Raw genomic sequence first — 14,755 nt, forward strand, 5'->3', positions numbered from 1 at the left:
ATCCGGTGAGATAAGCTGTGCATGAGTCAGATGCTTGAACCGGATCTTTCCGTGGTGGACCTCCGCGCCTACTTCGTGCGGAAGCGCAATGCGCTGCTGGTGCGGGGACGCTTCAGTCCGCTCTATCTCGATTACTACCTGCACCTGATGCAGTACGGCCTGCAGAATGCGGAGGCGCTGGATCAAATGCTGAAGGATACGCTGGCCGCGATGGCGCTGCATCTCTGCTCGCGCCCGCAGGATGAGAGCTGTGCGTGGACCATCCACGTCAAAGAGCCGCAGCGCGCGAACGTGTTCGTCACTGGCAGCTCACGTCCTGGTCGTGTGGCGGGCCGGGTTTTCACCGAAGACGTGCGCCAGGAGGGCGAGGCGATGTTCATTTCGCAAGCGACGCGCCCGGATCAAGCACCCCGGCAGAGCATGATCGAGTTTCACGGTGACGACATGCTGAAGGCGGTGGAGACGTTTTACACCACCAGCGAGCAGCGCCTCACGCGCTTCTTCCGGCTGGAGGATGAGGAGTTCGTGCAAATCTCCGCCGAGCCGGACTGCGATGAGCCATGGCTGTCCGAACTCACGCTGGAGCAGGTGCTTGAAATTGAAACGGCGGAGCATCTGACTCTGCTGGAAACGCGCGGCTATGTGTTTGAATGCGGCTGCTCCGTGGAGCGCCTGCTGCCCATCATCATGCGCCTCCCGCAGGATGATCTGGATCACATCTTTGCCGACGGCGTGGCGCAGATTCACTGCCCGCGCTGCGGTGCGGTCTTTCGCACGCCGAAGGAGAGCTTTGAGCAGTGGCGGTCCAAGCAGTCTTAATTCAAGCGTTCCGCCCGCAAACGAGACGTTTGCGCTACTCGCATGAAACTCGCCCTCATTCGCCGACAGTTCTCCGCCACCGGAGGCGCGGAGCTGTACGTGCAACGGCTGCTGGGGGCCTTGACGGCTGCGGGGCATGAGACGCATCTGTTTGCTGAAAAGTGGAAGGGGCAGGCGGCGGGCGTGCAGTTTCACAGTGTTCCCGTGGATGGATCACGCGCGGAACGTCCGCTGCATTTTGCGGAGGCTGTGAACGCCGCTGTGCAGCACGAGAGGTTTGACTGTGTGTTCAGCCTGGAGCGCACGCTGAAGCAGGATGTCTACCGCGCAGGAGACGGCCTGCACCGTGTGTGGCTGCAGCGGCGCAAACAGTTCGCACCCTGGTGGAAGCGACCGCTGGTGGGGCTGGGGGCGTTTCATCGCAATATGATGGCGCTTGAGGCGCAAACCTTTGATCCGGCCAACACGCAGCGCATCATCGTGAACTCTGAAATGGTGCGCGGCGAGATCGCGCAGCACTTCCCCGCTTTCCCGCAGGAGCGAGTGCACACGATCCGCAATGGAGTGGATGTGCAGCGATTCAAGAGTGTGTCGAGGGCTGCGGCGCGCAAACGCTTTGGACTCGCCGAAAACGATTTCGTGCTGGTCTTTGTCGGCTCCGGGTGGGAGCGCAAGGGGCTGCCCTGGCTGCTGAAGTTAATGGCCGGGCGCAGCGATGATCCGCAGCTCAAACTGCTTGTCGTCACACGGGATCGCATGCGCGGCAAGGTTCCGCCGAACGTCATTCTTACCGGTCCGCTGAACGATGTGGAAGCCGCTTACGCCGCTGCGGATGTGCTGACCTTTCTGCCGATTTATGAACCATGCTCCAATGTGGTGAGCGAGGCGCTGGCCAGCGGCCTGCCGGTCATTACGACGAGTTTCAACGGGGCCGGCGAATTGATCGACCCCGGCATCAACGGCCATGTCCTGAATGATCCTGCCGATCTGGCGAAGCTGGGCATGTGCATCAATCACTGGCGCGCGCGCGGCAGTGCCGCGCCTGTCAAAACGCGGCAGGCGCTGGATCTGGAGCTGAATGTGGACTGCACGATTCAAGTGCTCAAATTGGCAGCTCGAAAACGTGAGTGAACATTAGTACGGAATATTCAGCGGATGCGGCGTCGCGCCTTTGCGCGGCGTGTGGGATGTGCTGTGACGGGACAATGTTTCAGATCGTGCGGATGCAACCGGGGGAGGTGCCGGCGGAACTCGGAAAGCTGGGGCTGAAAATTCGCTGCCGTGACGGGGAGTATTACATGGAGCAGCCATGCTCCGCGCTGCGGGAGAAACGCTGCACTGTTTATGAGCAGAGGCCGGTGCGGTGCCGCTTGTTCAACTGCCAGCAATTGGGTCGTGTGGAACGTGGTGAAACCACTGAGTCTGAGGCGATGACGATGATCGTCGAGACGCGTGCGCTGGTGGAAAAAGTACGCGGATTGATCGAACAAAGCGGACTGCGTGAGGATGGCCAGGCGCTGGTGGAACGCTACGAGCGCGTGGCGTCAACGCCGGTCAATCAAGCACTGGAGCCAGAGCTGGTCGCAGTGCGGGAGGAACTGGATGAAGTGATGCGGAAATTGAAGCTGCGATTGAACCGTGAGTTTCGGCTGCCACCGAATTCTCATTGACGGAATCATTCGTCTTATATACTTTCCGTGCCAAGATAGATGATGGATAAGAAACTACTGAGGTTGCTCGGCAGTGAGGATTACATACCCTCCAATGTGCCAGAGCTTCTCTCCCAACTGGGCATGAAGCCCAATCAACAGCAGGTGCTGCAAAGCCTGCTCAAAAGCCTGGAGAAACAGGGGAAAATTATACGCACGAAGGGCAACCGCTACATCGTGGCGAAGGAAGCCGACTTGGTGCCCGGGGTGATTCAGATCACCAGGGGTGGCCGTGGCTTTGTGCAGCCCGATGAAGCTGGGATCTCTGAAATCGGCATCTCAGAAAGCAACACGGGAACCGCCATGCATGGCGACCGGGTGCTGGTCCGCCTCGACGTCAGGCCGGGTCAGGAGGACAAAATTGGCAGCGTGGTGCGCGTGCTGGAACGCAAGCGCACGCAGTTCGTGGGCACCCTGCAGCGCTCAAAGCAGTTCCTGCATGTGACGCCGGATGATCCGCGTCTGCCCGGGGCGATTTATGTCTCGGAGCCGCGTGATGTGGGCCGCAAGCCCAATGTGGGCGACAAAGTGGTCGTGGAAATCACCCAGTGGGAATCCAAGCAGACAGCGCCTGAGGGCGAAATCATCGAGGTGCTCGGTCCGCCGGATGAAGAGGGCGTGGACATGCTCTCCGTGCTGCGTCATTACGATCTGCCGCTGCACTTTCCGAAGAGCGTGCTGCATGAGGCCAACACGATCGCCAAGTCGCGGGCTGACAATCAGCCGAGCGCACAGGAGTGCGCCGGACGCGTTGACTGCCGCTCGCACAACGTCATCACGATTGATCCGGATGATGCGAAGGACTTTGATGATGCCATCTGCCTTCAGAAGCAGGGGGATCAGTGGCTGCTGTGGGTGCACATTGCCGATGTATCGCACTATGTGCTGCCGGGCAGTGCGCTGGACATCGAAGCCAGGAAGCGCGGCAACTCGACCTACCTCGTGGATCGAGTGATTCCGATGCTGCCTGAAGCACTGAGCAATGAGCTGTGTTCGCTCAAGCCGAACGTGGATCGTTTGACGAAGTGCGTGGAGTTTGTGCTGGCCAAGGATGGGCATGTGGTGAGCTCGAAGTTTTATCCCTCGGTGATCCGCTCGAAGCGCCGCTTTACCTACAAGGAGGCGTTTGCCGCCATTCAGGTGCCGCCGAACAATGAAACTGAGCAGATGCTGCACGATGCGCATGCAATGGCGCAGAAAGTCCGCCACCTGCGCTTCAAGAACGGCTCGCTGGATCTCGATTTCCCGGAGAACAAGATCCGCCTCGACGAACACGGCAAGGTGCTGCGCATCGAGCGTATTGAGAACGATGTCTCGCATCAGTTGATCGAGGAATACATGCTGCTGGCCAACGAAGCTGTTGCAGGACGCCTCATGGGGCTTGACCGGCCTTCTGTGTATCGTGTGCATGAATCACCGAAGGAAAAGCGGCTCAATGATTATCGTGAAGATGTGCTGAGTCATCGCGTGCCCTGTGGAAATCTCACTCATCGCCCTGAGGTGCAGAAGCTGCTGAGCCGGCTGGATGATCTGCCGATTGGCCCGGCGTTGAAGATTGGTTTCCTGCGCTCGATGATGCGGGCGCGGTATGCCGTGGAGCCTCTCGGCCATTACGGTCTCGCCAAGACGAAGTACACGCATTTCACGTCACCGATTCGTCGTTACGCCGATCTCGTGGTACACCGCTCCTTGTTCGACAAGGTCGAGCTGCAGGTGGGCATCGCGAAGCAGATCGCCGATCACATCAGCACGACTGAAAAGAACTCGTCGGATGCCGAACGTGACAGCAAGGAGGTCAAACTCTACGCATACCTGAGAGCGCAGCTCGTCTCGAAGAAACCGCAGCCCTATGTCGCGCTCGTCACCGATGTGCGGAACTTCGGCTTCTTCGTTGATGTGCCGGATCTCGGCCTCAGCGGTGGCGTGCCGCTTTCCTCGATCCAGGATGACTTCTATGTCTTTGATCCTTCCACTCGTCAGGTCACGGGGCGTCACACGCGCAAAGTCATCAGCATCGGTGATAAAATCGTCGTGCAGATCTACAAGGTGGACAGCATCAAGAAGCAGGTGGATTTCATGCCTGTGCCGCAGCGTGGCAAACCGACGCGTTCCGAAGATTCAGAACGACCGAATCGGCGCGGGCCCCAGAGCCGCGATCCCAAACGGCCTGCCGCACCGCCGCGCAAGCCTGGGCATGGTCACAAGCGCGCGTCGCAGCAGCCGAAGAAGAGACGATAAGAGGATCAACCCAGGCCCACCGCATCGCGCACACGACTGAGAGTTTTGCGCGCGACGGCGCGGGCTTTCTCAGCGCCTTCGGCGAGCACTTTGTCCACGTAGCCTTTGTCGGCGAGGATTTCGTCACGGCGGGAGCGGAAGGGGGCGAAGTAGTCGGTCACGCCTTGCAGGAGGCGTTTTTTGAAGTCGCCGTAGCCAACGCCGCCATTGAGGTGGTCGGCCACCATGGCGTCATAGTCAGCCTGTGATGCCACCAGCTTGTAGAGGGCGAGGATGCTGCTGCCCTCGATGGCTTTGGGGGCTTCGACCGGTGTGGAGTCGGTCTGGATGCCCATGATCTTCTTTTTCAGCGGGCCGGGTTCTTCAAACAGCGGGATGGTGTTGTTGTAGCTCTTGCTCATCTTTTTCCCGTCAAGACCGGGGACGACCGCAGTCGTTTCCTGGATGCGTGGCTGCGGCAGCTTGAAAAGGCCTGCGCCAAAGGTTTCATTCATCTTGATGGCGATGTCACGGGTGACCTCGACATGCTGCTTCTGATCTCTGCCCACCGGGACGACATCACTGTCATAGATCAGGATGTCTGCCGCCATGAGCACGGGATAGGCAAAGAGGCCGTGTGAAGGAGAGATGCCGTTGGCGATTTTGTCCTTGTAGCTATGGCAGCGCTCCAGCAGGCCCATGGGAGTGACGGTGCTGAGGATCCAGGAGAGCTCGCAGTGCTCCGGCACGTCGCTTTGGCGGAAGAAGACGCATTTGTCCGGATCGAGACCGCAGGCGAGGAAATCGACGGCGAGCTCGCGGACGTAGCTGCGCAGCGCCTTGCCGTCCTGAACGGAAGTGAGCGAGTGGTAGTCGGCGATGAAATAGTAGGCGTCGCCTTCATGCTGCAGCTTGAGGGCAGGCTCCATCATGCCAAAGAAATTGCCGATGTGGAGTCTGCCGCTGGGTTGAAGGCCGGAAAGGATGCGCATAAGACCGCTGATATGGCGGTGCGTGTGGGAATCGTCAAGCCAGCCGTTTTCGCGCGGCGATCAGGCCGTGCTTGGGGCCAAAGACAAAGGCGAGGGCGAACATGGCCGCCTGTGCCAGCACAATGCAGGCACCGGTGGCGCCGTTCATGAAGTAGCTGGCATAGACACCGAGGCAGCTGGCGAGCACGGAGGAACTGGCTGCGATGAACAGCATGTGATCAAAACGATCGGTGAGCAGCCGCGCGGTGCAGCCGGGGGTGATGAGCATGGCCACGACGAGGATGATGCCCACGGCCTGGAGCGAGGCAACGATGGTGGTGGCGAGGACGGCCAGAAGGATGTAGTAAAGCAGGTTCGTGTTCAGGCCGATGGCGCGAGCATGAGCAGGGTCAAAACAGAACAGCAGCAGGTCTTTGCGCATGAGGAGGATGACGGCGAGTGTCAGCAGCGAGGCGGCAAGCGTCTGGATCATGTCCCCACGCTCAATGCCGAGGATGTTGCCAAAGAGAATGTGATTGAGGTGCGCATCGGTTTCCACTTTGGTGAACATCACGAGACCGAGTGCGAACAGCCCGGTGAAGACGATGCCCATGACGGTGTCCTCCTTGATGCGTGTGTTGGATTTGATCCAGCCTGTGGCGGCGGCGCAGAAAAGGCCGGAGACGAATGCCCCGATGGCGAGGGGCAGTCCCAGCATATAGGCGCCGACGACTCCAGGCAAAACGGCGTGGGAGATGGCGTCGCCCATCAGAGACCAGCCTTTCAGCACCAGATAGCAGGAGAGCACGGCGCACACCGCCCCTACGAGGGCTCCGACGAGCATCGCCTCGTTCATGAAGCTGTATTGAAACGGGGCGAGGAGGTTCATGCGGAGGCGGCACGGCGTTGGGCGCGGGCTGCGAGAAGGCCGTGTTTGGGAGCGAAGGTGAGAGCGACGAGGAAAATGACGGTTTGCAGCACGACGATGCAGCCACCGGTGGATCCATTCAGGAAGTAGCTGGCATACGCGCCCACCACGCCGCACAAGACACCGGTGAGGGTGGCGATGCCGAGCATTCGGCCAAAGCGGTCGGTGAGCAGGTAGGCTGTGGCCCCGGGGGTGACGAGCATGGCGACGACGAGGCACGCGCCCACCGTTTGCAAAGCTGCGACCGCCGTGGCGGAGAGCAGCGCGAGCAGCAGGAAGTGCAGGAAGCGCGTGTTCAGGCCGATGCTGCGTGCGTGGCCCTCATCAAAGCAGTAGAGCAGCAGGTCCCGCCATTTGAGGCCGAGGATGAGGATGGCACCTGCGGAGATGATGAGCACCTGGAGGATGTCCGGGTCGGAGATGGCAAGGATGTTGCCAAAGATGATGGTGCGCAGGTTGAGATTGCTCGGGTAAAGTGAGAGCAGCAGCAGCCCCAGGGCGAAGAAGCTGGTGAACACCACGCCGATCACCGCATCTTCCCGCAGCCGCGAGTTGTGCTTCACCCAGCCCATGCCCAGCGCCGCCAAAATGCCGGCGACGAAGGCTCCGACGGAAAACGGAAGACCCAGCATCCAGGCCACCGACACGCCGGGCACGATCGCGTGAGACAATGCATCGCCCATCAGCGACCATCCCTTGAGCGTGATGAAGCAGGACAAAAACGCGCACACCCCGCCTATGAGGCCGCTGACGAGAATGGCCTTCACCATGTACTCGTAGTGAAACGGCGTCAGGAGGTCGGTCATTCGCCCACCTCCATCTCCCGCTTCTTTACCAGTTTCTCGCGTCCCAGGCGGTCCGTGTATTCCAGATGGCCGTCCTTGCCGAACACGAGCGGGCGTTCGTCGTCAGTGAGCAGCTTCACGGTGCGACCGTCATGCTCCTGGATGGTGGACTGCGCGAAGTGGAACTGGCGCAGCACGCCCCCAAAGGCGCGGGTCAGGTTGTCTTCAGTGAACACGATCTCGGTGGGGCCGAAGGCTAGCACCGTTCGGTTGACCAGCACCACCTGATCGCAAAACTCAGGCACGCTGCCGAGGTTGTGGGTAGAAACGAGGATGATGTGGCCCTCCTCGCGCAATGCCCGCAGCAGTTCGATGATGGCGGTTTCGGTCTGCACGTCCACGCCGGTGAAAGGTTCGTCCAGCAGCATGATGCGTCCCTTTTGCGCCAGCGCACGGGCCAGAAAGACGCGCTTCCTTTGTCCGCCGGAAAGCTCGCCGATCTGGCGGTCTTTGAGTCCGCTCATGCCCACGCGTTCCAGGCATTCCTCAGCCACGCGCTTGTCCTCCGCCCGCGGGATGCGCAGGAAATTCATGTGCCCGTAGCGCCCCATCATCACCACGTCCCAGACGCTGACGGGGAAAGTCCAGTCCACCTCCTCCGCCTGAGGCACGTAGGCGACGAGTTTTTGCTTGCGTGATTCCTCAACGCTCCGGCCCGCGATGCGTACTTCGCCTTTGGCTGGCCGCAGGAATCCCATGATGGCCTTGAACAAGGTGCTTTTGCCGCTGCCATTGACTCCGACGAGGGCGCAGATGGTGCCTGCTCCGAGGGTGAATGTGGCGTTGTTCAGGGCAACGTGGCCGTTTGCATAGGCCACGGTGACATCGGTGACTTCAATCGCGAGCGGGGGGAGGGCGGCGGGCATTGTCAGGGGTGGGCGAACGCCTTCACGATGATGTTGGCGTTGTATTGAAGAAGCTTCAAAAACGTCGGCGCGGGGCCGTCGTCGCTGGTGAGCGAGTCCACATACAGCACACCACCGTAACGTGCACCGGTTTCCTTTGCCACCTGCAGCATGGCCTTGTCACTGATGGTGCTTTCCGAGAAAACCACCGGGATTTTGCTTGCCCGCACGGTGTCGATGACCTTCCGCACCTGCTGCGGCGTGCCTTCCTGGTCCGCATTGATGGGCCACAAAAAAAGTTCCTTCATGCCGTAGTTGCGCGTCAGATAGGAAAAGGCTCCTTCACAACTCACCAGCCAGCGCTGTTCCTCCGGGATTGCCTCCAGGGCTTTGCGCACAGGCTCATCCACGGCGCGGAGTTCGGCGGTGTAGGCCGCGGCGTTCTTCGTGTAGGTCGATTCGTTGGCCGGATCGAGCTTCACCAGCGCTTTGCGGATGTTTTCGACGTAGATGACGGCGTTGGCTGGAGACATCCAAGAATGCGGGTTGGGCTTGCCGGTGTAGGGTCCCTCCGCAATTCCCATCGGCTCGATGCCCTCTGTAAGCACCACGCTGGGAACATCCCTCACCTGCTGGAGGAATTTTTCAAACCAGCGCTCCAGGCCCAGTCCGTTCCAAAGCACGAGATCAGCGTTCTGCGCTTTGACGAGATCAAGCGGCGTCGGTTCATAGTCATGAATCTCCGCGCCCGGTTTCGTGATGGACTCCACGATGGCCGCCGTTCCGGCGACATTCTGCGCCATGTCCTGGATGATCGTGAAGGTCGTCAGGATTCGTTTCGGCCCAGACCTGGTCTTTTCAGGGGAGGGGCCACATGCAGCGAGAGTGCCGAGGAGGAGCAGCAGGGCTGGCTTTTTCATGGCAGCGACGGAGCGGAAGACTTCAGGCAACGAGCCTCCTATGCGTGAGCGCCAGCCTGTTTCGGGGGTGTTTTCCATAGGTATGGGGATAAAATTAGAAGCGGAAAGAGACGCCCACAAAGGGATTCAGCGTTTGATTGCCATTGAAGAACCAGTTCATTCCAACATCAAACTTCAGGTCTGGGGTGACAAGGTAGGTGAGGCCCCCGTCGAAAGAGGATTGCAAGTAGCGCCCGCCGTCATAGAGCCAGCCCTGGTAGGTCTCAACGTAAAAGGCCAGCTTCTCGGTCAGGTCACGTCCAATCGCGAGAGTGAAGGCGGGCTCAAAATAGCGCTGGCGCTCATCAGTCACCGCCATGGCGAGGAAGATGCTGGAGCCGAGTTCCCAGCCGCCGCGGATGTCGAGCTCCTGATTAATGGTGAAGCCGTACTCCCAGGCGTTGTTGCCGAATCCTGTGGTGGCGGTGGGCGCCTTCACCCAGGGCAGGATGGCCAAGGCGTAAGGTCCCTCATCATTGCCCACCAGACCGGTCTTCATGCGCAGGTAAATGTCGCCTCTGCCGCTGCTTTTGTCCGTCAGGAAGCCGTCGGCATCCTTTTCCCGATGCAGCAGGCGCGGAGCCCAGCCGATCTGCAGGTCGGTGTCATGCGTGATGCCGTATTTGAAAATGAAATCGCACAAGGAGGTGTCCTGGGCCTGCTCGCCCATGCCGTAACTGCGGCTGAATGAGACCAGGTTGCTTTCGACCTGAAACCAGCCTTTCGGAACGGTATGCGCGGATTCGGTCTGGTCTGGACGGTCGGTGCTCAGCGGGCGCACCGGCTGCTGTTCAGCGGCGTGGAGAGAGGCGGCATGGGCCACCAGACATGTGAACAAGATGATATATGCGCGCATTAGAAAGTTAGTCTGGGCTAAAAACATCAGGCTGAGAAAAGCGCAAGTGTTAGTTTTAGCCTGGGCTAACATTTTCAGGCGAAACGATTCGCTTTGCCTCCGCCGACGCCCCGGCTAAAATTTGGCAATGCCTGCCAAGCGCCAAGAACCCACTGCGCATGTTCACTCACCCGCCATCGAAGATTATCTGGAGCAGATTCACAATCTGATCGAAGGGAAGGGGTATGCCCGCGTGGTGGACATCGCCAAGAATCTGGGGATCTCACAGGCCAGCGTGACCAACATGATCCAGAAGCTCGATGCTGAGGGTTTTGTGGTCTATGAGCGGTACCGCGGGGTGGTTTTGACCGACGAAGGCCGCAAGGTGGGCGCTGAGATCGCGCGGCGACACGAGGTTTTGACGCGCCTGCTGGCGGGTTTTGGACTCGATCCGCAAACCGTTCACGAGGACGTGGAAGGCATGGAGCACCACATCAGTCGTCAGACGCTGGACGTGCTGACCCTGCTGATGGAGGAACTGGAAGGCAATGCGGTCTTGATGCGCAAACTGAGGCGCAAGCTGGCGGGACTGACCTGACCGGCGCCGCTTAAAGGATTGCCTTGCAGCCAATAAAGAAAGAATTAAAAGCTTGTGATAGCCACCATGACAACCCTGCGTTTAGTCATGGATTCGATTCCATGATGCGCTGGTTCTTGTACATACCCTCCATCTTAGTCCTGCTTACGCTGGGCTTGGAGTTGTGTTCAATGCATGATGCACCAGTGGTGAAGGAGCCATCTCACCTCTCCTGTGTATTGGATGACGATGATGGTGAATTGAAGCACAGCGCAGTGCGCGAGCCAACATTCACTGAATGCAGTCCATTCATTTTGGCAGGACTGAATTTGGTGACTCAAAGTCTGAAGTCTGACTTCGTTTTGTCGCTCGAAGAAGCTGCAATCTTAAAAGTCTGCTCAGGTGTCCGTCTGCACCGGTGGTTGTGCCGCGAGTGCTGTTGATGATGCGCGAAAGTGCTGCTGAGCATGTCCAAGGAATGCTCAAACACGCAGCGGGAATGCCATAAACAGGCACGGGGTTTGCTATACACGGCTGGTGAGCGGGTGCTTTGCCCCAGCTTCTATTCTTACATCACGGCTGGACCGATTCGGTCTCTGTAAGTCCATGCCTCAGTTACTTTCTTTCACGAGATCATGTCTTCCAATTTCATTGATAATGAACACTATTCTTTCCATTTTTTTCAGCCTGCTTCTTACCGGCGTTGCGTCTGCCGGTTCGGTCATGCTCAACGTTAAAGCCGCCAGCGAAAACAAAACCGCCGACAAGAAACAAGCCGAAGTTACCCGCGCTTTCTGGCTCAATGTGCGTGTCACCAACCCCTCCGGCGTCAAGCTGGAAGGAGTGACGCTGAAATGGACTCTTTTTGCCGCCAATCTCCGGCGCGGTGCGGACAGCATCGTGGTGGAGAAATCCGGTGATATCCAAATCAGCGTGGATGCCAATGGCAGGTATGCGGACATGACCACTCCCAAGGTGGCTTTTGTTTACACACCCATGCATTCCGAACGCAAAGGCAGGTCGTCCATCACTGTCGAGGAGGCTGGACATCGCTACCATGGCTTTCATGTGCAGGTGGTGAATGGAGACGCCGTTCTTGCTGAGATCTGGAGCAATGAGGCATTGCGGAAGCAGCAACTCAAATAACCCTGCTGATCCAATACTTTGCCGGTATTGCGCCGGAAGAGCTTGGCCGATCCCCATCTTTTAAAGGACACAGTACCTTGTCAAAACTGCCGTCGTCGGACGAGTGGCATTTTTACAGCGCCTTCTAAGCGGAAGGTGTCACACCGTTTTTTTTGATGATGAGGTTTCAGAAAATGAATCTGCAGCTTTCGGCCAAGGATCATTTCAGCCTCGCCAAATTCCTTCAACTAACAAAACAGGATCCGTCATCCTTACAAGGCCCTTTTTTGGCAGTCACAGTTCAACATGAACAGGCTGTCATGCACTGATCTTCAGTGGAGAACGGGCCATGGTAGCAGAACCCTAACGGTCATTGTGTCGCAGCAACCGAGTTTTTTCTCTTACCCAAATGTCATTGATGACGCCACGTTTCATGAAAACCTGCCTTTACCTTTTTCTGCTGATGTTGTTCTCGGAACAACTGGTTGCAGCTGCGGAATCTCCCTCTATGCCGGAAAGCTCCGAGGGACCTTCTGCTGAACGCCTGGCCGAACTGACCAAATCCACTTCCCGGCGCACGCCGATCAAGCTGGAGGATTACCTTGTCAAAGTGGCGGCCTCAAACCTCGGCTATGCGTCACAGCGCTACAATGTGTCGATCGCCGAGGCTCAGATCATGGCTTCGAAGGTTTTCCAAAACCCGGTTCTGCAAATCGGCAACATGCGGGATGTGTCGAATAGCGGCGGTCAGAAACTGCCGGGCTTTTACAATGGGTACATATCTCAAACCATCGAACTCGGCGGCAAGCGCCGCGAACGACAGCTGGTGGCCCGGAAAAATTATGCTGCGGTGTCCTCCTCGCTGCAGAGTTTCCTGCAGAATCTACGACTGGATGCCTCGGCTGCCTATGCAGATGCCATTGCCATGGGACAGGTGGCTTCTCAGTTTCAGCGCACCGCCTCCCTGCTGCGGGACCTGCTGCAGGCCCAGCAGGAACGGCAGAAGGCGGGGGACATCAGCGATGTGGATCTCTTGCAGACGCGTGTCGAAGTCCGCCAGTATGAGGCCGAACTCCTCAATGCGCAGGCCCAGGCCACAAATGCTGAGCTTGGCCTCAATGCTTTTCTCGGGCCGCAGTTTGCGAGCACCCACTGGCAGCCAGTAGGGACACTGAATGTCACCCCGCAAAGCACGGACCTGTTCAAGCTGCTTTCCAGTGCCATCCGCAACCGCCCTGACCTTGTGGCGATGCGCGACCGGCGTGATGCGACGGGCGAAAACATCAAACTGGAAAAAGCCAATCGAGTTCCTGACCTGACTGTGGGTGTGGGCTGGACCAACAGCACCTACTCGGGCAATACGACCTCCCCTCAGCCGAATTACAACATGATGGGTCTGCAGTTCTCATTGCCACTCCCGATCTGGAATCAAAACAAGGCCGGCATCGCCGCTGCACAAGCTCAGGCAAGTCAGTCGCAGCTGGATCTTGATGCAGCGGAAGTGCAGGCAGGAGTGGATGTGCGCCGGGCGCTTTCCCTCTATGGCTCTGCCCGCGAGCGTGTGCATCTTTATCAAGGCGGCGTTTTAAAGGATGTCGATGCCGCTTTGGAAAAGCGGGTGGTCAGCTACAAGCGCGGCGGCTCTTCGTTGCTGGAGCTGCTGGATGCCCAGCGCAAGGCCAACGAGGTCTGGCAGAGTTTTTACGACGCACAAAGCGACCATGCGCGGGCGGTCATTGAGCTGCATCGCGCCGCCGGCATCTGGATCATCCACTTCTAAACCCACTCAATCATGCAAATCATCAAATACTCATGGCTTCTGGCGCTGCTGCTGGCGGCCTGCAAACCGGCTCCCGTCGTTGAGATAGATCCGTTTCCAGTCAAAGTGGAAAAGAACCATCTGATTTTCACGGCGGGTGATCCCCAGCTGAAGGTGATCGGAGTTCAGCCGGCGAAGGAGAATGACACCGTGATCCTGCACCTGACTGGCAAGCTGGTGTGGAACGAGGACGTCACCACGAATGTCTTCTCTCCTCTGGCCGGACGTGTGGCCAGCATCAAAGGGGCGCGTGGGCAGAAGGTGAAAGTGGGGGATGAACTGGCCCGCATCACATCGCCGGATTTTGGCCAGGCCCAGGCAGACGCGGTGAAGTCTGAGGCTGATCTGGCATTGGCCAAGAGAGTGCTGGAGCGCACCCGGGATTTGCTGAAGCAGGGAGTGCTGCCGCAGAAAGAACTGGATACGGCACAGAACGCTTTTGATGACGCTCAATCAGAGCGCGACCGTGCCGTGGAGCGTCTGGCCGTCTGGGGCGGGCGTGGCGGAGATGTGAATGGTGCGTTTGTACTCAAAGCGCCCATGGACGGAGTCATTGTGGATCGTAATGTGCAGCCAGGGCAGGAAGTGAGATCTGATCAGATGCTGGCGGGCATGGCCGTGGTGGCTGCGCCTTTGTTCATCATCTCAGATCCTGAATCCCTGTGGGTGCATCTGGATGTCAGCGAGCAGGATTTGTCCAACCTGCAGGTGGGGCAAAAGCTGGAGATTCGTTCCCGGGCATATGGCAATCGGGTTTTCCCGGGAGTGCTCACAGTGATCGGGCAGTCACTGAATCCAGACACACGCACCGTGGTGGCCAAAGGCATGGTGTCCAATCCGGAGAAACTGCTCAAGGCGCAAATGTATGTGGATGTGAATGTCATCACGCATGTCCCCAAGATGCCGCAGGTGCCGATCAAGGCCGTGTTCTTGCGGGAGGGGAAGGCCTGCGTGTTTGTGCTCGCCTCCGAGACGACCTTTGAAATGCGTCAGATCACCACCGCTGCGGAGGATGCCGGGCATGTCTTCGTCAGCAAAGGACTCAATGCCAACGAAGCGGTGGTCTCAGAAGGGGCGCTCGTGTTGGAGAGCCTGCTTGATGCCAA

Annotated in this window: 14 protein-coding genes; 8 read left to right on the forward strand and 6 right to left on the reverse strand. The window is 58.5% G+C overall.

The genetic code is table 11. From position 1 onward, the window contains the following. Window positions 1-21 precede the first annotated feature (21 nt). Genes ACIREA_RS04080 through rnr form a run of 4 tightly spaced genes read left to right on the forward strand, consistent with a single transcriptional unit; the run spans window position 22 to window position 4,766 of the window. Window positions 22-819, forward strand: coding sequence for an Hsp33 family molecular chaperone HslO (locus ACIREA_RS04080; RefSeq protein ID WP_397380817.1), 798 nt, complete (start codon window positions 22-24; stop codon window positions 817-819). A 42-nt stretch (window positions 820-861) separates the two neighbouring features. Continuing rightward, a complete protein-coding gene (locus ACIREA_RS04085; RefSeq protein ID WP_397380819.1) occupies window positions 862-1,950 on the forward strand; it encodes a glycosyltransferase family 4 protein in 1,089 nt (362 codons plus the stop codon). Then, the gene (locus ACIREA_RS04090; RefSeq protein ID WP_397380821.1) at window positions 1,947-2,489 is read left to right on the forward strand and encodes a YkgJ family cysteine cluster protein; all 543 of its coding nucleotides are present in this window, start codon (window positions 1,947-1,949) and stop codon (window positions 2,487-2,489) included. Before ACIREA_RS04085 ends, ACIREA_RS04090 begins: the two co-directional genes overlap by 4 nt. Window positions 2,490-2,528: 39 nt before the next feature. Continuing rightward, window positions 2,529-4,766, forward strand: coding sequence for a ribonuclease R (gene rnr / locus ACIREA_RS04095; RefSeq protein ID WP_397380823.1), 2,238 nt, complete (start codon window positions 2,529-2,531; stop codon window positions 4,764-4,766). 5 nt (window positions 4,767-4,771) lie between these two features. Here the strand turns inward: rnr and trpS are convergent, their stop codons facing one another. The 6 genes from trpS to ACIREA_RS04125 form a co-directional block, all read right to left on the reverse strand. Continuing rightward, complete coding sequence (gene trpS / locus ACIREA_RS04100; protein WP_397380825.1) at window positions 4,772-5,737, reverse strand: tryptophan--tRNA ligase; 966 nt, start codon at window positions 5,735-5,737, stop codon at window positions 4,772-4,774. Window positions 5,738-5,771: 34 nt separating this feature from the next. Further along, window positions 5,772-6,605 carry a metal ABC transporter permease gene (locus tag ACIREA_RS04105; protein WP_397380827.1) on the reverse strand — a complete coding sequence of 278 codons (834 nt, stop codon included), beginning with the start codon at window positions 6,603-6,605 and terminating at the stop codon, window positions 5,772-5,774. Further along, window positions 6,602-7,450, reverse strand: a complete 849-nt coding sequence (locus tag ACIREA_RS04110) for a metal ABC transporter permease (RefSeq protein ID WP_397380829.1) — start codon at window positions 7,448-7,450, stop codon at window positions 6,602-6,604. Before ACIREA_RS04110 ends, ACIREA_RS04105 begins: the two co-directional genes overlap by 4 nt. Beyond that, a complete protein-coding gene (locus ACIREA_RS04115) occupies window positions 7,447-8,355 on the reverse strand; it encodes a metal ABC transporter ATP-binding protein (protein WP_397380831.1) in 909 nt (302 codons plus the stop codon). The genes ACIREA_RS04110 and ACIREA_RS04115 overlap by 4 nt, the downstream gene beginning before the upstream one ends. A 2-nt stretch (window positions 8,356-8,357) precedes the next feature. Continuing rightward, complete coding sequence (locus ACIREA_RS04120; RefSeq protein WP_397380833.1) at window positions 8,358-9,254, reverse strand: metal ABC transporter substrate-binding protein; 897 nt, start codon at window positions 9,252-9,254, stop codon at window positions 8,358-8,360. Window positions 9,255-9,348: 94 nt separating this feature from the next. Then, window positions 9,349-10,131 carry a transporter gene (locus tag ACIREA_RS04125; RefSeq protein WP_397380835.1) on the reverse strand — a complete coding sequence of 261 codons (783 nt, stop codon included), beginning with the start codon at window positions 10,129-10,131 and terminating at the stop codon, window positions 9,349-9,351. A 145-nt stretch (window positions 10,132-10,276) separates the two neighbouring features. Between ACIREA_RS04125 and mntR the strand changes: the two genes are divergently transcribed. The 4 genes from mntR to ACIREA_RS04145 all read left to right on the forward strand — a co-directional run. Next, window positions 10,277-10,726, forward strand: a complete 450-nt coding sequence (mntR, locus tag ACIREA_RS04130) for a transcriptional regulator MntR (protein ID WP_397380837.1) — start codon at window positions 10,277-10,279, stop codon at window positions 10,724-10,726. A gap of 636 nt (window positions 10,727-11,362) precedes the next feature. Then, window positions 11,363-11,851: a hypothetical protein gene (locus tag ACIREA_RS04135; protein ID WP_397380839.1), complete on the forward strand. Its 489-nt coding sequence runs from the start codon at window positions 11,363-11,365 to the stop codon at window positions 11,849-11,851. 412 nt (window positions 11,852-12,263) lie between these two features. Beyond that, window positions 12,264-13,610: a TolC family protein gene (locus tag ACIREA_RS04140; protein ID WP_397380841.1), complete on the forward strand. Its 1,347-nt coding sequence runs from the start codon at window positions 12,264-12,266 to the stop codon at window positions 13,608-13,610. A 12-nt stretch (window positions 13,611-13,622) separates the two neighbouring features. Next, a partial coding sequence (locus ACIREA_RS04145; RefSeq protein WP_397380843.1) for an efflux RND transporter periplasmic adaptor subunit occupies window positions 13,623-14,755 on the forward strand: 1,133 nt, incomplete at its 3' end.

The sequence above is a fragment of the Prosthecobacter sp. genome (assembly GCF_044373815.1).
In the GTDB taxonomy this organism is placed as follows: Bacteria; Verrucomicrobiota; Verrucomicrobiia; order Verrucomicrobiales; family Verrucomicrobiaceae; genus Prosthecobacter.